We start from the raw sequence: 22,947 nt of genomic DNA, 5'->3' as shown, positions 1-22,947 counted from the left end.
AAAATACTTTCCAACCTGATTGTCTATTAGACGTTAAAGCGGAACTCCATGATGTCCCCATCCTGAACCACATACTCTTTTCCTTCTTCACGAAGGCGTCCTGCTTCTTTAACAGCCTTCTCAGATCCGTAGGTCATCAAATCATCATAAGACATGGTGACCGCACGGATAAAGCCTTTTTCAAAGTCTGAGTGGATGATACCAGCGGCTTGTGGAGCCTTGATGCCACGTTTGAAAGTCCAAGCACGAACTTCCTTCTCTCCTGCTGTAAAGTAGGTGCCAAGTCCAAGCAAATGGTAGGCTGCACGGGTCAATTTATCCACGCCAGATTCTGTCAAGCCAAGAGCTTCCAAAAACTCACCCTTGTCTTCATCGTCGAGTTCTGAAATTTCTTCTTCTGCACGCGCAGAAATCACCACTACTTCTGCATTTTCTGTTGCCGCAAAGTCGCGGATTTGTTGCACATAGTTGATAGAATCAGGGTCTGCTACCTTATCTTCATCGACATTGGCAACATAGAGGACTGGCTTGGTCGTCAAAAGGAAAAGTTGCTTGACGATTTTTTGTTCTTCATCGGTAAAGACAACCGTACGGGCAGATTTTCCGTCTTCTAGGACAGGTTTGATTTTTTCAAGGACTGCAAATTCTGCCACAGAATCCTTGTCTTTTTGCGTACGCGCCATTTTTTCTACACGCGCATAACGCTTGTTGATGCTCTCTAGGTCCGCCAAAATCAATTCTAAGTTGATTGTATCAATATCTGCGATTGGATCCACAAAGGCGTCTTCACGGCCTTGTTCACGCATGACATTTTCATCATCAAAGGCACGCACAACGTGGACAATGGCATCAACCTCACGGATATTGGCCAAGAATTTATTTCCAAGCCCTTCACCTTTAGAAGCACCTTTTACGATACCGGCAATATCGGTAAATTCAAAAGTCGTTGGGACTGTCTTTTTAGGGGTGATGAGTTCTGTCAACTTCTGCAGACGCTCATCGGGCACTTCCACCATGCCGACGTTTGGATCAATAGTCGCGAAAGGATAGTTTGCTGCCTCTGCTCCTGCCTTGGTAATTGCGTTAAATAGGGTTGATTTACCAACATTTGGCAAACCGACGATTCCTGCTGTTAAAGCCATGTTTTTTTCTCTCCAATTAAAAATTCAATCATGACTATTATAGCAGAAAAGTAGAGAAAAAGCTTGCTGTTTGGCAAGCTTTTTACTATCCGAAGATATTCGGAAGAATTTTAGGTAAAAACCAAGATAGAAAACCGAGAAATGGGAGAGGTAGCCACCAGAAGCGAGCTAAAAATTCCCAGCCGTTGCTAACTTTCAAAGGTTCCCAATCATTACCTTGTTGCTCCTTTTCGACTTCCACCACAATTTCCTTCTCAGGCTCTTTTCCTAAAACCAGATAATCCAGACTAACACCAAAGATTTCTGCCAGCTGTACCAGTTTGTCAATATCTGGCGTTGCTTCGCCATTTTCCCACTTTGAAACAGCCTGACGTGAAATATAGAGTTTCTCTGCTAACTCATCTTGGGATAGGTTCTTGGCTGTGCGTAAAACTCGAATTTGCTGTGCTAACTGCTTCATGGTCACTTCCTACTTTTTTTTTCTAAGTCTAGAATTGTTTAGAAAGGAAGAGTTGACTAGCATTTTTTAGGAAAAATTCGCAACCAGCAGTTGCAACCTGTCAACTAGGCTTCACTTGGCAGCACTTGTTTCATTTTTCGTTCAAAATCATGCCGGCTCATCATAACGACATGGTCACAGTTACTGCAGCGGATTTTAATATCCGCTCCTAGACGGATAACCTCCCACTTATTGGCCTTCTTGCCGGTCGATTTGATGACACAGGCGTGGGGCTTTTTCATTTCGATAAATGATCCTAATTGATACATACTTCCTCCTTATCGGTATATTCTACGTTCTTGACAGGTTAAAACAATCTCGCTAGCTTCAACTACTTCACCATCTATTTGAATGGATAAATCTTTATCTGTTGTTACAATTACTTCCTTGGCTTCGCGGTGGTGGATAATCTTAGACGACTTATGACGATGAAAAATCATTTCCAGCAGCGCTTTTATTCGATAAAAGAGAGAACCGGTAGCAAACCAGACCAAGTGCAGCTGGGATTGAAAGGGACTGGCGTCCGGCCAAATCATGATTCCCCCTCCAAAATAGGGATTGTTGGCCAAGGATAGAAAGAATAGGCGGTCTAAATGCATCCGTTCCCCGTCTAACTCCACTTGGACAGACAGAGCAGATTGGCCAAATAAACTTCTTAGACCAAATAAGAGATAGGCTATTTTCCCTAAACCAACTGTCTTTAACCATCTTTTGGTCCTAGATCTTTCTGAATAGGCGATAACCTGGGCAGCAAATCCTAGATCCAGACTATTGACGACAACTCCAAAATTCGATTGGAGAACTGTAATAGGGGTTGTGCGCTTTTCTATCAGCGCCTCCATCACTTGACGGATATCTTTGATAGCAAGGGTACGAGCAAAATCATTTCCAGATCCTGTCGGAAAATAGGCAAAAGGGATGTTCTTTGGCAGGGCCGTTAAGGCTTTTGATAGGGTTCCATCTCCTCCCAAAATCAACAAAGCATCCTGAACTGGTTCGAACTCCGCCAAGATAGCCTGAATCTGACGGTACTCATCATCCACTCCCCTGGTCAAAAAAATAGTAGGAGCTAGCTGTGGATAAGTATCACATATCTCCTGGATAAGCGCCTGTGCTCTCTTACTCCCTGCCTGAGGATTGGCTAAAATAAATAGCTTCATATACCACTCATTTTCATATTTTTTTCTAGTATAACATAAAAAAACGTCCTTAGAAGAACGTTTTTTAGGATTTTAGTTGGTCCGAACTGGCGTGATCAATTGAATAAAAGATTTGTCATCTTTATTTGGTACAACTGTAAATGGACGGACTGGAGAAATAAAGCTTATTTTTACCTGCTCGCTAGCAACAGCTTTCAATGAATCAATCAAGTAACTTGGGTTGAAACTAATGACAAGATCCTGACCAATCACTTCTAGGGCATCCAATTCTTCATTTACCTTTCCGACTTCAGGTGAGTGAACGTGAGCTGTTACGCTACCGTCTTTGATTTCCAACTTCACCGTTCCATTTTGTGTTGCATTTGACAGGAGTCGAGCACGCTCCATGGCATGACGGAGATTTGCAGTATCAAATACTGCGCTGGTATTAAATTCTGCTGGAATCAAGCGGTCAGTATCTGGGTAGGTCCCTTCAAGCAAACGTGTGTAGAAGCTGATATGCTCGCTTCTGAACAAGAGTTGGTTATTGGAGAAGAAGACTTCTACAGTTTCCACTTCATCGGTAAAGACTGAAGTAAATTCTCTGAGTGAGCGGCTTGGAATAACCACGTTGAAATTATCTCCTGCTTTTTCAAGTTGGAGTTTACGTTGACTCATACGGTGGGAGTCTGTTGCAACTGTCTTTAATTCTGTATGGTTTGAAAGAACAAAATGAACCCCAGTCAAGATTGGGCGACTTTCTTGAGTCGATGCAGCAAAAGCTGTTTCATTGATGGTTTGTTTCAATAACTTGGTTTCCAATACCAAAGGTGTTGTTGCTGGAACTTCTTGCAAACGTGGGTAGAGTTCTGCTTCTTTTCCTTTCAGAGTGATTTCTGATTTACCACTGGTTAACACAACTTGCTTTTGTTCAATCTCAGTAAAATCAACAACAATATCTGGAAGACTAGAAATGACATTGATGAAGAAGGCAGCTTCTAAAAGAATGGAGCCTGTTTGACTAACCAAAAGCCCTGCATTTTCATCTTGAACGGAAATATAATTTTCAATTGAAATCTGACCATTCGAACCTGTAAGGCTGATACCGTCAGTTGTAACATCGATTTTTACAGTTGAAAGAACAGGGATTGCATTTTTACTGCTGATGGCTCTTTTGGTAATATTCAATGCTTGCAGAAAAACTGTCTTATTGATGGCGAATTGAATCATGGATTCTCCTTTATATTTATTAATAATAAGATTAGTAGTAGTAGTAGGTCTTGTGTATAGTGTGGAAAAATAGTTTCAACCCTTGTCAGGCCTGAAAAATTAGCTTGTTCACAACTTGTGGAAAACTGTGGATGAAAATAAAAACTTTTCCACAGCTAGCGAATCTTGTTTTTGATATTGGTGATTTCAATTTCTAGATTATCACTGTCCACCAGCATGTTGCGAATCTTATTGTAGGCATGCATGACGGTTGTATGGTCACGATTGCCAAAAGCTCGACCAATTTTTGGAAGGGAATTATCTGTCATTTCACGTGCCAAATACATGGCTACCTGACGCGCGTGCACGATATGTTGTACACGTTTGGCTCCCTGGATTTCCTTTAGGCTTACTCCGTAGAAATTACCGACTTCTGTTTGGATTTTTTCAATTGGAATGACTGTATTGCGAGGATTGGACTGGTTGCGCGATCGAATTGCTTCTGCGGCCACTTCAACGCTGATTTCATCCAAATTCTTTATTTTAGCTAGTAAGTCAATATCTTTCAGGGCTCCTTCTAGGTCTCGGACATTGGATTCAAAGGATCCTGCGATGTATTTCAAGGTTTCCATCGGAAAGACATAAGGACTGTCTTGGATTTTACTCTGTAAAATAGCAATCCGAGTTTCCAAATCAGGTGGGTAAATTTCATTGGTCAAGCCCCAGCTAAAACGAGAGACTAGTCGTTCTTCTAGGTTATCCAGGTTCTTAGGATTGCGGTCACTGGTTAGGACGATCTGGCTATTTTTTCCGTGCAGGGTATTGAAAGTATTAAAGAATTCTTCCTGCGTCGCCTTTTTATTTTTTAGGGTCTGGATATCGTCGATGAGGAGCAGGTCAAGATTGCGGTACATGTTCTCAAAGTCCTTGAGTTTATCCAGGCGATTGTGCTCGACATAGTCACTGAGGAAGGTCTCGGAAGTAACATATTTCACACGCGCGTGAGGATTGGCTTCAAGCACACGGTTACCAATTGCATTGAGTAGATGAGTTTTTCCTAATCCTGGGCCTCCATAGATAAAAAGTGGGTTGTAATAGCCTCCAAGGTTATCTGCTACAGCCAAGGCTGCAGCTTTAGAGAGCATGTTGTTGTCACCCTGGACAAAATTATCGAATGTATATTGAGATTTAATGTCAGGATGACCTTTTTGAATAGATGGTGGTACAAATTCTTCCTGAACGACTCTCGTTACTGCTACTTCTTGTTTTAGAGGGGCTGGCTGGAAGTCCATTGGTGAATCCAGTTTCTCGAGAATCCTAAAATCAAGTTGAAAATCCCTACCGTAGACTTCGTAGCTGGCAGCATCAATCAATTCTTTAAAGTTCTTTGACTTTTCCCAATAGCGTTGCTTGAATTCTTTTGGAAGCTGGATAATCACTTCTTTATCAGTTATTTGGGCTAGTCTAGCACCAACAATATAGAATTCATAGATGTTTTTTGGAATATTTTCCTTGGCTAACTCAATAAAAATAGACCAAAATTCTTCTTCTTTCGTCATGACTGCCTCCTTTCGATGAAAAATACTTTTCCCTAGTGTACCATAATTGCCAAAAGTTTTCCACAGATAAAAAAACTAATTCACATTGTTTATAAAAGTTTTCCACAATATGTGGAAAATATGAAAAAGGCTGGTTTTACCAGCCTTTTCTACTTCTTTTATCTGTGTACAAACCTGTCGATGAAGGAATTACACTCACAGGGTTATTTTAAATTGTTGATAAGTCTTTCTAATTCTTCTTGGTTTGAAAAGTGGATGGATAGCTTTCCTTGCCCATTTGCTTTTTGGTGAATCTGAACCGGAGTCCCAAAACGCTTACGCAGTTGGTTTTCGATTTCTTGTTTAAATAGGTCTTGTTTAGCTACTCCTTTTTTCTTTCGAGGAGCCAAGATACTTTCTAGTTTTCGGACACTTATCTCCTGTTTTTCAATTGTCTCAATCCAGTTTTGCTGCTCTTCTTCTGACAATCCGATAAGAAGTCGAGCATGTCCCTGGCTCAGTCTACCACCTTCAACTGCTTTCTGACTGGCTGGACTGAGCTGTAGGAGTCTGAGGATATTGCTGATATAGGGCCGTGATTTTCCCATTTGTCCAGCAATCTCGTCATGGGTCATACCTCGCTCAATGAGCCGTTGATAGGATTGGGCTTCCTCGATAGGGTTGAGATCCGAGCGTTGGAGATTTTCGATAATAGCTTGATTGAGCAACTCCTTATCTGTCAGTTCCTTTACAATTACAGGTACTTCTTCTAAGCCTGCTAGTTTACTGGCTCGCAACCGTCTTTCACCAGCCAGCAATTCATAGCCATGGATAGCCGATTTTCGAACAATCAAGGGTTGGATAATCCCGTTCATCTGAATAGACCTGGCCAATTCCTGAAGCTTGTCAGGGTCAAATTGTTGTCGTGGTTGATAGGGATTGGGAATAATATCCCTTGGAGATAGATAGATTAATTCTTCCATAAGGCTAATTCTAGCAAAAAAAACTCTACTTTACAATAGTGTAAAGTAGAGTTGGTCTTGACTATTCTGTCAAGTCTTCTGTTGAGTGTGTCAACTTGATGGTAACAGTTTGTTTCTTATTGTTGCGATAGAATGTTACTTCTATGCTATCACCAATACTGTGTTTATAAAGAGCACTTTGTAAATCGCTATTATTTTCAATTGCTTGGCCATCGATTTCTGTAATAACATCATATTGCTTCAATATCCCATCAGCAGGAAGCCCTGCTTGTGTAGAAACGATAACAACCCCTGATGTAATGGAGAGATTTTCGAGACCAGCACTTGCTAACTGACTAGTTGAGAGATCTGTCAAGTTAACCATATGAACACCGAGAGCTGGGCGTGTGACCTTGCCAGTACTTTCTAGTTGATTGATAATAGTGACCACATCATTTGAAGGAATTGCAAATCCCATCCCTTCGACAGAAACCCCAAGTCCAGAAGTTGAACTAGATGTAATCTTGCTTGAGTTGATTCCGATAACCTGTCCTTGAATATTAACCAAAGGACCACCTGAGTTACCTGGGTTAATGGCTGTATCGGTTTGGATGGCGTTTGTTGAAATAGTCTGACCATCATCAGTTTGTGAAGTGACCGTACGACTTAGACTAGAGACTATTCCCTGCGTCACAGAGTTGGCATAGACACTACCGAGTGGGCTACCAATAGCAATCGCAACTTCTCCAACTTGAATGGTATCAGAATCTGCAAAGCTTGCTACTGTTGTCACTTTATCAGAAGAAATTTTGATAACGGCTAGATCAGAATAGGTATCCGATCCGACTAGCTCCCCTTGGATTTTTTCACCAGAGGCCAACAAGATTTCAATTTTTTCAGCCCCATCAATTACATGATTATTGGTAACAATATACGCTACATCGCCATCTTTTTTATAGATTACTCCAGAACCTTCACCAGCAACTTCTAATTCATCTGAACTTGCAACATTTGCTCCAAAAATTGAAGAAAATGTTGAGGAGCTTGCCTGTTGGTAGTTGATGACTGACACAACAGCGTCTTGTACGTTTTCCACAGCCTGGGTAACAGAGGTTTCATTATCATAGCTGACTGTGCTGACCTGGGTCGTACCAGTCTGTTGATTAGATGAATTCCCTTGGAAAAGACCAATCGTTAAGGCACCAGCCAAGCCACCACCAAAACCAAATAGGAATAAAATGATATATTTGAGGTATTTTTTCATATAAGTACTCCTCCATATTTCTTAAGGTTTTCTTAATCATATAACCGTTTTCTTAATTATAACTTAAATGCTCAAAAATGCAATCCACAAGCTGTGGATAACTTTTGTGGACAAGCAAGTTTAATATTTATCAGTCCAGTACTCTGAGTTTGTGGTACACTAGATATATGAAAGTAAAAGTGATTAGCGTTGGAAAACTAAAAGAAAAATATTTAAAAGATGGCTTGGCTGAGTACAGTAAGCGAATTTCTCGTTTTGCCCAGCTAGAACTAATTGAGTTAGCTGATGAAAAGACACCGGATAAGGCAAGTTCAGCAGAAAACCAGGCCATTCTGAAAAAAGAAGCAGACCGGATTCTTCCTAAAATTGGAGAACGGGATTTTGTTGTTGTATTAGCTATCGAAGGAAAACAATTTCCCTCAGAGGATTTTAGTAAACAGTTGGCCAGTGCTACCTTGCAAGGCTACTCGACTATTAGTTTTGTGATTGGAGGCAGCCTTGGTTTGGCTCCTTCTGTAAAAAGCAGAGCGAATTTGTTGTTGAGCTTTGGAAAACTGACCCTGCCCCATCAGTTGATGAAACTTGTTTTGGTGGAGCAAATCTATCGAGCATTTATGATTCAACAAGGAAGTCCTTACCATAAGTAAGGTTTCACGTGAAACCAGGAAGAGTTTAGGAAATGAAAAAAACATATCGAGTCTATGAAGGATTGCGGATTGCCCTGAGTTTGACCTTTATGAGTGGCTATCTGAATACCTTTACTTACTTGACCCAAGAAGGGCGATTTGCTGGTGTGCAATCAGGAAATGTTATCTACTTAGCCTATCATCTGGCCTTAGGAAATCTCTACCAGGCCTTTAGTTTTTTGGTACCCATTATTTTTTTCTGTCTGGGACAATGGTTTACCTATCTAATGAAGAGGGCCTTTGTGGAACGCAAATGGCCATGGCATTTTTCATCTAGCCTAGTTATTACAGGTTTGCTATTATTGGATTGTTTATTGACACATCTCTTTCCCCCGCTTTTTACGATTGCCATCCTTGCTTTTGCAGCTTCTATTCAGGTTGAAAGTTTTCGAAACCTAAGAGGACATCCCTATGCCAATGTTATGATGACTGGAAATGTAAAAAATGCATCCTACCTTTGGTTTAAGGGAGTGATGGAAAAGAATGTAACTAATCGGAAACAGGGCTTAGCTATTTTTTATACAATTCTTTCTTTTATTTTTGGCGTCATGGTATCGACCCAGCTTTCCACTCGCTTTAATGAAGCGGCCCTTTATTTTCTCTTGGTACCTGCCCTCTTTATCAACTATCAATTATGGATGGAAAAACGAAAAGAGCCTTCAAAATGAAGACTCTTTTTTTGATTCCAGCAGGATTCGAACCTGCGACCGTTCGCTTAGAAGGCGAATGCTCTATCCAGCTGAGCTATGGAACCTACAACTCTTTCATTGTACATCAAAGAACATTGGATGTCAAGTTGAGAAAAATCAAAAAAAGTGTTGACAAAGAATTTTGAATAGATTATACTAGATATTGTTCTGATTATGGTCCGTTGGTCAAGGGGTTAAGACACCGCCTTTTCACGGCGGTAACACGGGTTCGAATCCCGTACGGACTATATCATCCGCCATAGCTCAGTCGGTAGAGCGCATGACTGTTAATCATGATGTCACAGGTTCGAGCCCTGTTGGCGGAGTAGTGCACCATGAGGTGCTTTTCTTTTTCATTTGTGGAGATTGAAAAGAGGTCGAATTATTCGACCTCTTTTTTGGTGAATCATGGGGATGAAAAGACTAGGTCTGAGGGTTTACAAGTGCCTGTTTCCATTTTCTTCTCCGCCATTCATAGAGCATAAAACCAAGCAGTCCCAGAATAGAGAGTCCTAGTCCCAGGAAAAATCCTTGTGGTATGAAGGTCAGTTGGAGTTTGCCTTGACCAGCAGGGACATCTATTTTCATAAAGCCACCTTGTGCTTTTTTGATTGTGACAGGTTGACCATCCAGTGTAGCAGACCAACCCTTATCATAAGGCAGGGTCAAGAGGACGGATGCCTCTTCTTGACTCGTGTAGGAGATGTCTACCTGATTACCTGAAACTGTTGTTGTAATGTCCTTTTCTTGTAAAATTTGGACAGCTTCAAGAAAGTTCTGGGTATGTAGTTGGAAAAATTGAGGTTGGTCATAAGAAACCTGGCTATTTTGAGGGAAGGAGAGGGTGACAGTGATTTCTTGCTCTTCTTGGAAATAGCCTACGTTAAAGAAGGAGAAGCTATTGTCAATTCCATACTGCAGGCTAGTACTAGCAATAGAAATTTGGATGGATTCTGAGTTGCTGTTGGTAAAGGTTAGGTGTGGCAAATTGAGATAGACCTGGCTATTCGCAGGCACCTGGAGTGTATAGGTAGCTGAAGCCATTTCTTGCCCATCAACTTGATTGACAGTCACACGATTTTCTAAGACCTCTGTATTGCTAGAAGCTAGGATAGAGATAGGATAGAAATAACGGAGCTCAAGTCCAGTCAGCTGATTAAGGAAGTTGGTTTGGTTATCCAAGGTCATCTTAGTCATATCAAAATCAGTGTAAACACCCTCTGTAAGAATGGCAAGTCCTTGTGCATATTGATTTTCATAGAGACTAATGGTGTCCAAACTTTTTTCGAAAAGAAAGCCAAACTTCTCAGGATTTGTTTCATCTAAATTGTAACGAATACCAAATAGACTATCTGCAATGATGGTATTATTTTGGTAACGGAGGTTCAGATTGGTTCCATCTGAACGGAAGCCCAATTTATCCAGAACAGAGCTGGAGGATCGGTTTCGTATAGAAGAAAACTGTGAAATCCCGTTATAGTTGAATTTCATACTATCATTACCAGTTTGTGGCGACAGTCTTTCCATCCGATAGAAGTCTTCATGCTCTTCTTTTGTATAGTTGACAAGTTTGTCAATATCTGTCAACTGCTCTTCATAATTGGAACGGCTTGGAAAATGCCATTCATTGGCTAGTCCAGTCACTTGATAGTAGGAGTGTAGAGAGATTTCCAGAAGACTAAATAGTAAGCTAGACAGAGCAAAGAGCTGGAAAGAAAGTTTTCGATGAACCAAGACCCAGAAAAGAACTGCATAGGCGAAAAGAAATTCAAGGGTGTAAAGGAAGTTGACAGTCTCTAAAAATGCATAATGTTCTCTGAATAAATAGGTTGCTCCGATACCTGCTAGTAAGAAGCTAAAAATAGCATAGACAGCTGATTTCGAAATATCAGAAGCCTTGTTTAAGGCAGCAGCTGCGGTAAAGATTAGTAAAAGAGAAAAGAGCCAAGCATAGCGATGAAGAAACATATTTGGCGCGTGCATTCCCTGCCATAGTAAGTCTAAGAATTGCAAATAGAAACTAGCGATGAGGACAGCAAATACACTAGCATAAGCGAGTTTAACCCGACCTGGGATTGTAGAGATTGTAAAGAAACAAAGGGCTGCAATTAAAGGAAAAAGTCCAACAGAGATCATTGGAATGGAGCCAAATTTTGTGGTATCAAAGGCTCCCACTAGATTCTTGGCAATGATGTCAAGATACCAGGAGTTTTCTGTAAACGTTCTTGACAACTCTGTAAAGGTTTCACCGTGTGTTTTTAAATCTAGGTAGGTTGGTAACAACATGATGAGACTGGTTAGGGCAGCTAAGAGTGAGATCAGGGTAAAGTCTAGACAATTTTTCTTCCAATGGCTTGGCTGCCAGCTAACTTGAGCTAGGAACCATAAGCAGAGAAAGAGTGCCATCATATAGCCAAAGTAGTAGTTTTGAACAAAAAGGCAGGTGAGGGCAAGGTAGTAGAGTTTTCTTCCCTTTCCTTGAATCAACCAGTGCAAGCCCAATAAAATTAATGGTGCTAAGATAAAGACATCTAGCCAAACAGAGATTTCTAACTGACTGGTCGCAAAACTCATTAAGGAAAAGCTAGTTGACAGTAGTAGTAAGAGACCTGTCAGAAGTTTTCTATAACATTGTTTTAGACTAAAGTAGGTTGACAGTCCTATCAAGCCAAACTTGACAATGGTTAACAGGTAGATGGCATCTGGCATAGTCTCCAAGTCGAAGAAAAAAACGAGTGGAGAAAGAAAAGAACCTAAATAATAAGAGGAGAGGGCATAGAAATTTAGACCGAGTCCGCTTGTAAAGGTATAGAATAGAGAGCCATCTCCATGTAGGGCATTCCGAAGGGCTTGATGGAAAATGACATACTGATGAAAGCCATCGCTAGCCAAAATGGTTGTATCACTGCCCCACCAGATTCCCTTGCTTGCTAAAATAGCTACCATAATAGCTGCAGGTAGGAAAAATGAAAGGAAATATGGAAGGAATGTTGGATATTTTTTTAATTTTTTTTTCATAGTTTATAAGAAAAGGCGAGCTGACTCGCCTTGGTTCTATTTTTTAGGCCTTCCACAATTCCTGTACTTTTGCTTGTACTTCAGCATTTTCTAGGAATTCATCATAGGTTTCATCAATACGATCGATGACGCCATTTTTGGAAATAACGATGATGTGGTTGGCAAGGGTTTGAATAAATTCGTGGTCGTGGCTGGCAAAGATGATGGACTCTTTGAAGGCCTTCAAACCATCGTTCAGACTGGAAATAGATTCCAAGTCCAAGTGGTTGGTTGGGTCATCCAATACCAAGACATTTGACTTGAGGAGCATAAGTTTTGATAGCATCACGCGCACCTTTTCGCCTCCTGATAGGACGTTGACAGGTTTGTTAACCTCATCACCTGAGAAGAGCATGCGGCCCAAGAAGCCACGCAAGAAGGTATTATCGTCTTCTTCTTTGCTGGCAAAGTTACGAAGCCAGTCCAGAATAGACTCATTGCTATCGAAGTCACGGCTGTTGTCTTTTGGAAGGTAAGATTGGCTGGTTGTAACACCCCATTTGACGGTTCCTTCGTATTCGATATCTCCCATAAGAGCACGAATGAGGGCAGTTGTTTGGATGTCATTTTGACCAATGAGAGCAGTCTTGTCACCTGGACGTAGGATAAAGCTGATATTGTCCAAAATGGTCTCGCCATCAATGACAACTTTCAAGTTTTCAACTGTTAAGAGGTCGTTACCAATCTCACGTTCTGCCTTGAAGTTGATAAATGGATACTTACGGCTTGAAGGAATGATTTCTTCCAACTCGATTTTATCCAACATCTTTTTACGAGAGGTGGCTTGTTTGGATTTTGAAGCATTGGCAGAGAAACGGGCAACGAATTCTTGCAATTCTTTGATTTTTTCTTCTGCTTTTGCGTTACGGTCTGCTTGCAGACGGGCTGCCAATTCACTGGATTGTTTCCAGAAGTCGTAGTTACCAACGAAAATCTTGATTTTTCCAAAGTCAAGGTCAGCCATGTGGGTACATACCTTGTTCAAGAAGTGGCGGTCATGGGATACGACGATAACTGTATTTTCAAAGTCAATCAAGAAATCTTCAAGCCAGTTGATGGATTGGATATCCAGACCGTTGGTTGGCTCGTCCAAAAGAAGAACATCTGGTTTACCAAAAAGTGCCTTGGCCAAGAGAACCTTAACCTTCTCACCGTTGGTCAATTCACTCATGTTTTGGTAGTGAAGGTCTTCTGAAATATTAAGGTTTTGGAGTAATTGTGAAGCTTCACTTTCAGCTTCCCAACCACCAAGTTCAGCAAATTCACCTTCTAATTCAGCAGCACGGACACCATCTTCATCAGAAAAATCTTCCTTCATGTAAATGGCATCTTTTTCTTTCATGATGCTGTAAAGTTGCTCATTCCCCATGATAACAACGTCAATCACGCGCTCATCTTCGTAGTCGAAATGGTTCTGACGTAGCACAGAAAGGCGTTCGTCTGGACCAAGTGAGATATGGCCTGTCGATGGTTCAATATCACCAGCAAGAATTTTCAAGAAAGTTGATTTACCAGCACCATTGGCACCGATTAAGCCGTAGGTGTTTCCAGCTGTAAACTTAATGTTGACATCGTCAAATAATTTGCGGTCGCTAAAACGGAGCGACACGTCTGATACTGTAAGCATAGTTTCTCCTATATTCTATCTATTGGATTCATTTTACTAGAAAGTGGGTGAATTTTCAATGAATTACATTGGAATTAAAATGTCTTGATCGTAGTTTTTTTGTAAGCTAAAACCACGGCCACGAACTTGGCTGGCAGGCATGACTACCATAAAGGCGGTTTGATCGATGCTTAAAACTGCTGTTTCAATCTTCTGAAATTCATGGATGGAAATAGTGGTCATCAGCATGCGTTTTTCCTTGCCTGTAAACCCACCGACAACAGGAAGTTCGGTCACACCACGGTCTGCTGTTTGTGTAATGTATTGTTTAATCTCAGGAAATTTTTCTGAAATAATCATGACGTTTCGAGAAGATTCTGTACCCGACATCATACGGTTGATAACATAGGTAATGGTCATTAGTGCCAAAATCGAGTACATGACGGTGTCTGGATCAAAGGCGATAAAACCAAGCCCGACTACTATACCATCGCTGATTGACATTGCAAGACTAAGGGGAAGTGGAGTGTATTTGTGGAGTAATTGAATGACAATACCTGTTCCTCCAGTGGAAGAATTCCCAAGGAAGACCAATCCGAGTCCAAATCCGATAATGATGCCACCGAAAATAGCTGCGAGAAAGATATTGTCTGTCAAGGTTGGTAAACCTGCTGTCAACTTGATACAAAATGGATAAATCAAGGAACCGTAAACGGTTTTGATGAATACAGATTTTCCTAAAAAAATCCAACAAAGAATCAAGAGGGGAATGTTGCTATAAAGGACAAAATCAGAAGGATTCCAGCCCAAGAGTTTGTTGAGGGCAATAGCCAACCCTCCAACGCCACCAGATACGATATTATTTCCTAAAAATAGACTATTGAACCCAATAGCCATGACGATGGAACCAGCTGTCACAAGTGCAAAGTCTTTTAGTTTTTGTTGCATAGGTCGCAATACCTCACCTTTTTTTCTTACTAAACTCAATCTCTATTATCGCTGATTCAGACGGTCTCGTCAAGGCTTGGAAGTATTGACTTTCTAAATTTGAAGCGGTATAATGGTATTCAATCAGAAGAGTAGGTAATCCTCCATTTTTAGAGAGCTTGTGGTCGCTGCAAACAGGTAATGGTGATTGGTGAATGGACTGATTTTCAATGAATTCGAACCAATAAGGATTCGGCTAGCAGGCCTTATGTGCATAGAGATAGGAGCAACTGCTCTTAAGTGAGGTGGCACCGTGTCCTAGACGCCCTCGCACAGTTTCTGTGCGGGGCTTTTTTCTATCAAAATCATAAAATGAGGTGAGAAAATGACCAAACCAATTATTTTGACGGGAGACCGTCCAACAGGTAAACTCCATATCGGCCATTATGTTGGCTCTTTGAAAAATCGTGTTCTCTTGCAAAATGCAGGGCAGCATGAGCTTTTTGTCTTTCTAGCAGACCAGCAAGCCCTGACAGACCATGCTAAAGACCCGCAGAAGATTGTTGAATCCGTTGGAAATGTTGCCCTTGATTACCTAGCGGCAGGCCTTGATCCAGCTAAGACAACCATTTTCATCCAAAGTCAAATTCCTGAATTAGCAGAATTGACCATGTACTACATGAACTTGGTATCAGTGGCTCGTTTGGAACGCAATCCGACAGTGAAGACAGAGATTGCTCAGAAGGGATTTGGCGAAGGAATTCCAGCAGGTTTCTTGGTTTATCCTGTTTCTCAAGCGGCAGATATTACAGCTTTCAAGGCAAATTTTGTACCTGTTGGAAATGACCAGAAACCAATGATTGAGCAGACCCGCGAAATCGTTCGTAGCTTTAACCATGCTTACCAGACTGATATTTTGGTAGAACCGGAGGGCATTTATCCTGAAAATGAGGCAGCTGGTCGCTTACCAGGTTTGGACGGCAACGCTAAAATGTCCAAGTCCCTTGGAAATGGGATTTATCTGGCAGATGACATGGATACACTCAAAAAGAAAGTCATGTCCATGTACACAGATCCAAACCACATTCGTGTTGAAGACCCAGGTAAGATTGAAGGAAATATGGTCTTCCACTACCTCGATGTGTTCGGCCGTGAAGAAGATAGGGCTGAGATTGAGGCCATGAAGGAGCACTACCAGCGTGGTGGTTTGGGAGATGTCAAGACCAAATGCTATCTTCTTGACATTTTAGAACGTGAGTTGGGGCCAATCCGTGAACGCCGTCTGGAGTTTGCCAAAGACATGGGACAAGTATATGCTATGTTAGAAGCAGGCAGCCAAAAAGCTCGTCAGGTTGCAGCAACCACTCTCGATCAAGTCAAGGATGCTATGGGAATTAACTATTTTAAATAAGATTAACAATGAAAGGGCAATGTTGAAAAACGTTGCTTTTTTCATGCTTTTTAAAAGTAAGTAAAAACCAAACGTTCGATTTTCTAAAAGAAAGTAGGAATGAATTTTCTGAATTTTTATCTAATAAGAGATTAAAGCGAATAATGATTGACAAATGATTTCAAAATGTTATCATAAATAAAATAAAAACCAAACATTAATTAAAGAAAAGAGGAAGAAAATGTCAAACTGGGACACTAAATTTTTGAAAAAAGGCTTTACCTTCGACGATGTATTACTCATTCCTGCTGAAAGTCATGTATTGCCACATGATATTGATTTGAAAACGCAGTTAGCACCAAACTTGACACTTAATCTTCCGATTATTTCTGCGGCTATGGATACAGTAACGGATAGCAAAATGGCCATTGCTATGGCGCGTGCTGGTGGTTTGGGCGTTATCCATAAGAATATGTCCATTGCAGAGCAGGCTGAAGAAGTTCGTAAAGTAAAACGTTCTGAAAATGGTGTTATCATTGATCCATTCTTCTTGACCCCTGAGCACACTATCGCTGAAGCGGAGAAACTTATGGGGACCTACCGTATCTCAGGTGTGCCAATCGTAGAAACCATGGAAAATCGCAAGTTGGTCGGGATTATTACCAACCGTGATATGCGTTTTATTTCGGATTACTCACAGCCAATTTCCACAAATATGACTAGTGATGGTTTGGTAACAGCGCCAGTTGGAACAGATTTAGCGACTGCTGAGGCAATTCTTCACAAGCACCGTATTGAAAAATTACCTTTGGTCGATGAAAATGGCCGTTTGTCTGGCTTGATTACTATCAAGGATATTGAAAAAGTGATTGAGTTCCCAAATGCTGCCAAGGATGAATTTGGTCGTCTTTTGGTTGCTGGTGCGGTTGGTGTGACTTCTGATACCTTTGAACGTGCAGAAGCTCTCTTTGAAGCAGGTGCAGATGCGATTGTCATTGATACAGCTCATGGTCACTCAGCTGGTGTTTTGCGTAAGATCAAAGAAATCCGTGAACATTTCCCTAATCGTACCTTGATTGCAGGTAATATTGCTACAGCTGAAGGAGCTCGTGCTCTTTATGAAGCAGGTGTAGATGTTGTGAAGGTCGGAATTGGACCAGGTTCAATCTGTACCACTCGTGTCATCGCCGGTGTCGGTGTACCGCAAGTGACAGCTATCTATGATGCAGCTGGTGTTGCGCGTGAATATGGTAAAACGATTATCGCTGATGGTGGTATCAAATATTCTGGAGATATTGTCAAGGCACTTGCAGCTGGCGGTCATGCCGTAATGCTTGGTTCTATGTTTGCAGGAACAGATGAAGCACCAGGTGAAACTGAAATCTTCCAAGGTCGTAAGTTTAAGACCTATCGTGGTATGGGCTCAATTGCAGCCATGAAACAAGGTTCAAAAGACCGCTACTTCCAAGCATCTGTCAATGAAGCCAATAAGCTTGTTCCAGAAGGAATTGAAGGACGTGTAGCCTATAAAGGTTCTGTTGCAGATATGATTTTCCAAATGGTTGGTGGCCTTCGCTCAGGTATGGGCTATGTGGGTGCTGGTAACTTGACTGAATTGCATGAAAATGCTCAATTCATCGAAATGTCAGGGGCTGGTTTGAAAGAAAGCCACCCACACGATGTTCAAATCACAAACGAAGCTCCAAACTATTCAGTACAATAAAACAATAAAGGCCCTGCTTGACAGGGCCTTTATTGTTTTGTAAACAAAATTGACAGATATGTAAATAGCTGTTATTCAGACTCAGTAACCTTACCTGACTCAATATGGAAGATTTTTAAACGATCAGGTAGCTGATGTAAATGATCCAAGGATGTCGTCGTAATAAATGTTTGAATGGTATCTGTAATGGTTTCGAGTAGTTTGATTTGGCGATTATTGTCTAACTCGCTCATCACATCATCTAAGAGTAGAATGGGGTATTCTCGTGTGACTTCCTTCATCAGTTCGATCTCAGCCAGTTTGAGCGACAGAACGAGACTGCGGTGCTGACCTTGGCTACCATAATGGGCATTCATTCCATTTATAAAGAAAGCTACATCATCCCGATGTGGTCCAACTCCTGTATTTTTCTTAAATAAATCACGTTTACGAGATTTATTTAGTTCTGTCAAGAAGGTGTCAATTAAATTGACACCTTCTGTCAATCCGATTGAGGCTTGGTATTCGATTGTCAATTCCTCCCGACTGCCAGATATTTCCTGAACTTTCCTGTTTCCAAATTCCTCTAGTTTTTTGAGGAAATCAAGTCTGTGTCGGATGACACGACTGCCAAATTCAGCTAGCTGCTGGTCAAGTACAGATAGAAAGGTTTCGTCTACTTTGTCAGTGGATTTTAGGTAGGCATTGCGCTGTTTGAGCGTATGGTTGTAGTTGGTCAAGTCAGATAGATAGATAGGTTTGATTTGGCCCAGTTCTACATCCATAAATTTTCTTCGAAGGGCTGGCGCTCCTTTAATCAGCTGTAAATCTTCTGGTGCAAACAAGACAACGTTCATATTACCGATGTAATCGGAAAGTTTGGATTGTTTGAGATGATTGACTTTAGTGATGCGGCCCTTCTCTGTCAAATGAATGTCTAGAGGGATGGTTCCGCTAGTGCGTTCCAAGGCTCCTTGTAAACTAAGGGTGGACTGATTGAATTGGAGAAGATCCTTGTCTGTTCTTGTCCGGTGACTGCGTGTGAGTGCTAGGAAGTAGATTGCTTCTAGGATATTGGTCTTACCTTGGGCATTTTGCCCCAAAAAGACATTTAGCCCCTGATGGAAATCAATGGTCAGTTGCTCATAGTTGCGAAAATGTTGCAATTGTAGGGATTTTAGCCACATATTAGGTACCTGGGAAGCGGACAGGTCTTCTGTCAGTTTGTTTTGAGGTATTTTTTGTTTGCTTCGGAGCCCTTACTTGTCTTTTTCCAGTCTTTGCTTGTTTTTGCAATTTGTTTTGCTTGTTCATTTCCTTCACAATCGCTGCTACGCGCGTTTTCTCAGCAAGATCATTCTCATGTTCTTGGATTTCTTCTGGACTTGGAGACACTATGGTGATTGTTTTAGCTTGTTCTGGTAGTTCTACATGATTTCCGACTCTTAACTTTTTACCACGTCGATTTTCTTCCTGGCCATTGACCAAGACTTTGTTTTCAGCTAAGAAGGATTTGATAGCTCCTCCAGAGTGCAACAAGCCTGTTGTTTTTAATAAAGATTGTAGGGTGATGTAGTCATCAAAAAGTTTGTATTCCATATATTCTCTTACCTCGTTTCAGAATATTATACCACAAAATGGTATAATGGAGGGCAAGCAAAAGAAAGAGAGTAAAGATGAAAATTCAAGAAGGTGTTTTTCTTCATTTTATCGAAAGTAAACAGTTTACAACCAATACAATCAAGGTTCGCTTTACAGCACCTTTACAGTCTTCTAGTATTGCAGATAGGGTTTTAGTAGCTAATATGTTGGAGCAGGCAAACCAAGATTTTCCAAATCCTTTGCAACTGAGAAGACGGTTGGCGAAATTATACGGAAGTCAGCTCCAAACTCAGGTCTCTAAGATGGGAAATAACCACCTCGTTGATTTCAATTTGACCTATGTTCAGTCAGACTTTTTACCAGACAAATGTGATGTCACAGAGGAACTACTGGAGCTACTTCGTGCCAGTCTTTTTAGACCCTTGAAGAAGAGAAAGGAATTTGATTCTCAACTCTTTGAAATTGAAAAAAAGAACCTCTTATCCTTTTTACTGTCAGAAGAGGAGGATAGTTTTTATCTGGCTGATCGAGGGATTAGCGATCTTTTTTATCAAGAGGAAGAAATAAAATTGCCGTCTTACGCAACTCCTGACTTGGTTGCAGAGACTAGTGCCCACTCGACTTACCAGACCTATCGAAATATGCTAAAATCAGATCGGATTGACTTCTTTTTTACAGGTCGGTTTGATCGTCAACGTATGATTGATTTCGTGGAAGCAATGGATTTCGGCTACCGAAATCCAAAACTTGTTCCGACTTATAAACAAGAGAAATCTGTCATTATTAAGGAGCGGGTGGTACGTAAGGAGGTTAACCAATCAATCTTGGAATTGGCATATCCTTTACAGGTCATTTACAGAGATGACCAATATCCTGCCTTACTTGTTTTCAATGGTTTGTTTGGTGGTATGGCTCACAGCAAGCTATTTATGGATATTCGTGAAACAAAAGGGCTGGCTTATAGCATTGACAGTTCTCTATCTATCTTTACAGGTTTATTGAAAGTTACAGCAGGAATCGATCGCTCCAATCGTTTACCCGTGATGAAGGCAGTCCACCAATCTTTACTAGCCATTAAAAAGGGGAAGATTGGGGAAGAAGAGCTTAGTATGACGAAAAAATTATTGATTGCTGCAGCCAAACTTGGTCGCGATAGTCAAGATCATGAGATGGAACTCTTGTATCGAAAGGAACTCTTTCAGCTGAAATCGATTGATTTGAAGGACTGGATTGCTTCTATAGAGGCTGTGACGATTGAGGATGTTGTCAACTTGGTGCAACCAATTCGTTTACAAGCCATTTATTTTTTAGAAGGGGTAGATTCATGAAAACAAAACAAATCTCTCTATCCTTTACACAGGAGAAAATAAGTAGTTTTGAACTTGACAATGGGTTGACAGTATGGTTATTACCTAAAAAGGGAATACAGGAATCTTACGGGATTCTAACCTGTCAGTTTGGTTCGGTTGACACACTTGTCAAGGAAAATGGAAAAGTTATTCCTGCAGGGATGGCACATTTTTTAGAGCATAGTCTGTTTGATATGCCAGATAAGAGAGACATGGTGAAGGAATTTGCCCTTCTTAGTAGCCAGGTAAACGCTTTTACCAGTCAAACACAGACCAGTTATTTTTATTCTACTACGGGTGAGACCAAGGAATCTCTTGCACTTTTATTGCAACTGGTTCTGACACCAGGTTTTACACAAGAGACAGTTGAAAGGGAACTGGCAGTCATCGAGCAGGAAATTGAGATGTATCTGGATGATCCTGATCATCGACTACATCTCGGTATCGTAGGAAGCCTGTTTCCAGAGAGTCCCTTAGCAGTTGATATTGCGGGAACCGTTGACTCCATTCAAAAAATCGATGTACAAACTTTACAAGAAGTTTACAGTTATTTTTACCAGCCTAACAAGATGAATTTGGTTTGTATAGGAGATATGGATGTCAAAGATATTGAAGCATTTTTAAGAACCTATGAGATGCCTAAACAGACTTCCCTTGCCAATGGTTGTCAACTTCATCATTTTGAAACAAAAGGCCCAGTCGCGCATAGTCATGTAGAGTTGGATGTGGCGACACCGAAGTTGGCTTTTGGTATGCGAAGTTTGGCGCCACAATCTATTCAAGAGTTACCGACCTATCGACTGGGTCTGCGTCTCTTTTTGGCTCTTCTTATTGGTTGGACGTCAGAGTGCTATCAAGATTGGTACCGAGAGGGAAAAATCGATTCTTCTTTTCAATTTTATGTTGATGTCCATCCTTCTTATCACTATTTGGTGATTAGTGGGGATACGGCGGAGCCGATTTCTATGGCTTCTGCGATTCGTAAAACCTTGTTTTCGTTTGAAAAAAGTAAGGATTTCAGCCAAGAGCATCTCGAATTGATCAAGAGAGAATGGTTGGGACAATTTTTACAGTCGGTAAACTCGGTTGAATTTCTCGGGACCTATCTGTCTGAACAGTTCCCTTTTTCAGTAGATTCTATTGATTTTCCTAGGATTTTAGCTGAAATTGATTTGGATATGGTCAGGAAAATTGGTAGGAACTTTCTTAAAGAGGCTAGCCTTGCAGATTTCACGATTTTTCCAAAAAGTTAGGTACCAATCATCGAATTTTTTGGTGATTTTTGTTACAATATTGTATTGAAACTAGAGAATGTGCGAGGTTACTATGAGGCAAAAAAGTATCGGTGAAGTATTGCGTTCTGCACGGGAAAGTCATGACTGGTCTTTGGCGGAAGTGCAACGAATGACAGAAATTCACCCCAATTATTTACAGGCTTTAGAATACAATGATTTTGATTATCTGCCGGATGAAGAGACGACGATTTCTGTCTTGCGCTCTTATGCAGATGTTTTGGACTTGGATGCAGATGTCTTGGTAGATGCTTTTGAACACCAAAGTCTTGTCCAGTATTTTGAGGCTGGTGAAGAAGTGGATATTGAGCACAAATGGCGGAGACGTCAGAAAACCAAGCGAAATGGCAAGTCTTTTTTACCGCTGGTTTATCTGCTTTTGTCTGCTTTGATGATTTTAATTTTTGTGACCTATGTCGTCTATCAGCGTTATCAGATGCAATTGTTGGTGAATCAACAGACTTCCTCTTCATATGTGGTGTCAACTTCAAGCTCCTCAACAGCATCAAGCACTCCTTCGAACAGTTCCAGTTCAACTAGTGCGACATCTAGTTCGACTACAACTAGTTCAACGACAAGTTTGACCAGTTCTGGAGGTGGCCAAGTCCTCTATGTGACAATACCTCATCAAGAAACAGCGGTAACAGTCACACTATTCGTTACAGATGCAACTAGCTGGGTTAGTCTTTCCAATTCAGATATCGCTGGTGGGGTGACGTTGAGTCCAGAGAATCCTAAGGTAGAAGCAACAATTTACCAAGGAAGCACAGCAGCAGAACTTGTTTTAGGCGTTGTGGACGGTGTTGAAGTGACAATTGCTGGTCAGAAGGTTGATACATCCTCATTGAATGACACAGCTGCTAGTCTGGTTTTGACCCTAGAATAAAGGAATTT

At 41.0% G+C, this 22,947-nt stretch carries 20 protein-coding genes, 3 tRNA genes and 1 other annotated feature; of the genes, 9 read left to right on the top strand and 14 right to left on the bottom strand.

Annotated elements, in window-relative coordinates; translation table 11 throughout:
• Window positions 1-26: 26 nt before the first annotated feature.
• The 8 genes from ychF to J5566_RS02775 form a co-directional block, all read right to left on the bottom strand.
• Entirely contained in the window at window positions 27-1,142 is a 1,116-nt protein-coding gene (ychF, locus tag J5566_RS02810; protein WP_208561975.1) for a redox-regulated ATPase YchF, read from the bottom strand.
• 85 nt (window positions 1,143-1,227) lie between these two features.
• Complete coding sequence (locus J5566_RS02805; protein ID WP_208561974.1) at window positions 1,228-1,602, bottom strand: helix-turn-helix domain-containing protein; 375 nt, start codon at window positions 1,600-1,602, stop codon at window positions 1,228-1,230.
• Between the two features lie 104 nt (window positions 1,603-1,706).
• On the bottom strand, window positions 1,707-1,910 hold the full coding sequence (locus J5566_RS02800; RefSeq protein WP_208561973.1) for a DUF951 domain-containing protein: 204 nt from the start codon (window positions 1,908-1,910) through the stop codon (window positions 1,707-1,709).
• 9 nt (window positions 1,911-1,919) lie between these two features.
• A complete protein-coding gene (locus J5566_RS02795) occupies window positions 1,920-2,801 on the bottom strand; it encodes a diacylglycerol/lipid kinase family protein (RefSeq protein WP_208561972.1) in 882 nt (293 codons plus the stop codon).
• A 72-nt stretch (window positions 2,802-2,873) separates the two neighbouring features.
• The gene (gene dnaN / locus J5566_RS02790) at window positions 2,874-4,010 is read right to left on the bottom strand and encodes a DNA polymerase III subunit beta (RefSeq protein WP_208561971.1); all 1,137 of its coding nucleotides are present in this window, start codon (window positions 4,008-4,010) and stop codon (window positions 2,874-2,876) included.
• Window positions 4,011-4,165: 155 nt separating this feature from the next.
• Window positions 4,166-5,548: a chromosomal replication initiator protein DnaA gene (gene dnaA, locus J5566_RS02785; protein WP_208561970.1), complete on the bottom strand. Its 1,383-nt coding sequence runs from the start codon at window positions 5,546-5,548 to the stop codon at window positions 4,166-4,168.
• Between the two features lie 203 nt (window positions 5,549-5,751).
• On the bottom strand, window positions 5,752-6,510 hold the full coding sequence (locus J5566_RS02780) for a ParB/RepB/Spo0J family partition protein (RefSeq protein WP_208561969.1): 759 nt from the start codon (window positions 6,508-6,510) through the stop codon (window positions 5,752-5,754).
• A gap of 61 nt (window positions 6,511-6,571) precedes the next feature.
• Complete coding sequence (locus J5566_RS02775) at window positions 6,572-7,771, bottom strand: S1C family serine protease (RefSeq protein WP_208561989.1); 1,200 nt, start codon at window positions 7,769-7,771, stop codon at window positions 6,572-6,574.
• Window positions 7,772-7,920: 149 nt separating this feature from the next.
• On the opposite strand from J5566_RS02775, the gene rlmH reads away from it, so the two are divergent.
• The gene (gene rlmH, locus J5566_RS02770) at window positions 7,921-8,400 is read left to right on the top strand and encodes a 23S rRNA (pseudouridine(1915)-N(3))-methyltransferase RlmH (protein ID WP_208561968.1); all 480 of its coding nucleotides are present in this window, start codon (window positions 7,921-7,923) and stop codon (window positions 8,398-8,400) included.
• Window positions 8,401-8,432: 32 nt separating this feature from the next.
• Window positions 8,433-9,107: a YoaK family protein gene (locus J5566_RS02765; protein ID WP_208561967.1), complete on the top strand. Its 675-nt coding sequence runs from the start codon at window positions 8,433-8,435 to the stop codon at window positions 9,105-9,107.
• A gap of 12 nt (window positions 9,108-9,119) precedes the next feature.
• On the opposite strand, the gene J5566_RS02760 is transcribed toward J5566_RS02765, so the two are convergent.
• A tRNA-Arg gene (locus tag J5566_RS02760) sits at window positions 9,120-9,193 on the bottom strand.
• Between the two features lie 111 nt (window positions 9,194-9,304).
• On the opposite strand from J5566_RS02760, the gene J5566_RS02755 reads away from it, so the two are divergent.
• Both J5566_RS02755 and J5566_RS02750 read left to right on the top strand, forming a co-directional pair.
• A tRNA-Glu gene (locus J5566_RS02755) sits at window positions 9,305-9,376 on the top strand.
• Between the two features lie 5 nt (window positions 9,377-9,381).
• Window positions 9,382-9,454, top strand: a tRNA-Asn gene (locus tag J5566_RS02750).
• Between the two features lie 97 nt (window positions 9,455-9,551).
• Here J5566_RS02750 and J5566_RS02745 read toward each other — a convergent pair.
• The 3 genes from J5566_RS02745 to J5566_RS02735 form a co-directional block, all read right to left on the bottom strand.
• Window positions 9,552-12,146, bottom strand: coding sequence for a YfhO family protein (locus J5566_RS02745; RefSeq protein ID WP_208561966.1), 2,595 nt, complete (start codon window positions 12,144-12,146; stop codon window positions 9,552-9,554).
• Window positions 12,147-12,189: 43 nt separating this feature from the next.
• Window positions 12,190-13,812 carry an ATP-binding cassette domain-containing protein gene (locus J5566_RS02740; RefSeq protein WP_172043797.1) on the bottom strand — a complete coding sequence of 541 codons (1,623 nt, stop codon included), beginning with the start codon at window positions 13,810-13,812 and terminating at the stop codon, window positions 12,190-12,192.
• A gap of 63 nt (window positions 13,813-13,875) precedes the next feature.
• On the bottom strand, window positions 13,876-14,739 hold the full coding sequence (locus J5566_RS02735) for a YitT family protein (RefSeq protein WP_208561965.1): 864 nt from the start codon (window positions 14,737-14,739) through the stop codon (window positions 13,876-13,878).
• 109 nt (window positions 14,740-14,848) lie between these two features.
• Window positions 14,849-15,051: a binding site (T-box leader), on the top strand.
• 52 nt (window positions 15,052-15,103) lie between these two features.
• Between J5566_RS02735 and trpS the strand changes: the two genes are divergently transcribed.
• The gene (trpS, locus tag J5566_RS02730; RefSeq protein ID WP_208561964.1) at window positions 15,104-16,129 is read left to right on the top strand and encodes a tryptophan--tRNA ligase; all 1,026 of its coding nucleotides are present in this window, start codon (window positions 15,104-15,106) and stop codon (window positions 16,127-16,129) included.
• A 220-nt stretch (window positions 16,130-16,349) separates the two neighbouring features.
• Window positions 16,350-17,831 carry an IMP dehydrogenase gene (gene guaB / locus J5566_RS02725; protein ID WP_208561963.1) on the top strand — a complete coding sequence of 494 codons (1,482 nt, stop codon included), beginning with the start codon at window positions 16,350-16,352 and terminating at the stop codon, window positions 17,829-17,831.
• A gap of 71 nt (window positions 17,832-17,902) precedes the next feature.
• Here guaB and recF read toward each other — a convergent pair whose 3' ends face one another.
• Both recF and yaaA read right to left on the bottom strand, forming a co-directional pair.
• Window positions 17,903-18,997 carry a DNA replication/repair protein RecF gene (gene recF, locus J5566_RS02720; RefSeq protein ID WP_208561962.1) on the bottom strand — a complete coding sequence of 365 codons (1,095 nt, stop codon included), beginning with the start codon at window positions 18,995-18,997 and terminating at the stop codon, window positions 17,903-17,905.
• Window position 18,998: 1 nt separating this feature from the next.
• A complete protein-coding gene (gene yaaA, locus J5566_RS02715) occupies window positions 18,999-19,409 on the bottom strand; it encodes a S4 domain-containing protein YaaA (RefSeq protein WP_208561961.1) in 411 nt (136 codons plus the stop codon).
• Between the two features lie 77 nt (window positions 19,410-19,486).
• Between yaaA and yfmF the strand changes: the two genes are divergently transcribed.
• From yfmF to J5566_RS02700, 3 genes are all read left to right on the top strand, one after another.
• Entirely contained in the window at window positions 19,487-20,740 is a 1,254-nt protein-coding gene (yfmF, locus tag J5566_RS02710) for an EF-P 5-aminopentanol modification-associated protein YfmF (protein WP_208561960.1), read from the top strand.
• Complete coding sequence (gene yfmH / locus J5566_RS02705; protein WP_208561959.1) at window positions 20,737-22,014, top strand: EF-P 5-aminopentanol modification-associated protein YfmH; 1,278 nt, start codon at window positions 20,737-20,739, stop codon at window positions 22,012-22,014. The genes yfmF and yfmH overlap by 4 nt, the downstream gene beginning before the upstream one ends.
• A 73-nt stretch (window positions 22,015-22,087) precedes the next feature.
• Window positions 22,088-22,939 carry a helix-turn-helix domain-containing protein gene (locus J5566_RS02700; protein WP_208561958.1) on the top strand — a complete coding sequence of 284 codons (852 nt, stop codon included), beginning with the start codon at window positions 22,088-22,090 and terminating at the stop codon, window positions 22,937-22,939.
• Window positions 22,940-22,947: the final 8 nt, after the last annotated feature.

The organism is Streptococcus suis (assembly GCF_017601095.1).
Taxonomy (GTDB): Bacteria; Bacillota; Bacilli; order Lactobacillales; family Streptococcaceae; genus Streptococcus; species Streptococcus suis_Z.
The sequence above is the reverse complement of the archived record's forward strand: the minus strand, read 5'-3'. Positions and strand labels throughout refer to the sequence as shown.